1 protein-coding gene is annotated in these 598 nt (G+C 68.2%); it reads right to left on the bottom strand.

Features of this window, described 5'->3' with window-relative positions; genetic code table 11:
* A partial coding sequence (locus P9A16_RS35655; RefSeq protein WP_278026571.1) for a Wzz/FepE/Etk N-terminal domain-containing protein occupies positions 1 to 598 on the bottom strand: 598 nt, incomplete at both ends.

Here is a 598-nt window from a genome sequence, read left to right as displayed (position 1 = left end):
TGTTGACGGCATCCTTGAGTTCGGAGAGGCGATCCTCCAGGCCCGTGACCGAGCGGCTGGCGCCGTCCGATTCGGCCTTTGCCAGTTCCTTTCGGAAGGAGGCGATCATCGTCGCGGAGATGTCGATCGACTTGGCCGCGTCCTCGGTGGTCACGGCAAGGGAGGCGACGAAGGAACGCTGGTCGCTCTCCACCTTCACGCGCTTGCGCAGGTTGGCGACGGCGATGACGGCGGGATCGCCGGTCGCGTCGGCCGGCACGAACTCGCGGTCCCGAACGAGGTCGAGATCCTTGACGACCTGGGAGAGCACGTTGCCCGAGCTCAGCACGCGCAGCTTGCTGGCGGCCGCGAGCATCTGCCCGTCGAGCTGGCCGGCACTGGCATAGAGATCCTCGTTGACCACCTTGAGGCCGGCGGGATCGACCAGCACCTCGGAGGTGGCGGTGAAGCGCGGCTTGACGAGGAACACGACGGAGGCGCCGGCAAGCGCGCCGATCAGGGCAAGGCCGGCGATGACGAGCCAGCCCTGCCGGATCCAGTCGTAGAGGTGCTGGACATCCAGCGCGAGGAAGGCGCCGCGCCGCTCGACGGCCGACGG

Origin of the sequence: Shinella sp. 838, assembly GCF_029623935.1 — a bacterium.
GTDB lineage: Bacteria > Pseudomonadota > Alphaproteobacteria > Rhizobiales > Rhizobiaceae > Shinella.
The sequence above is the reverse complement of the archived record's forward strand: the minus strand, read 5'-3'. Positions and strand labels throughout refer to the sequence as shown.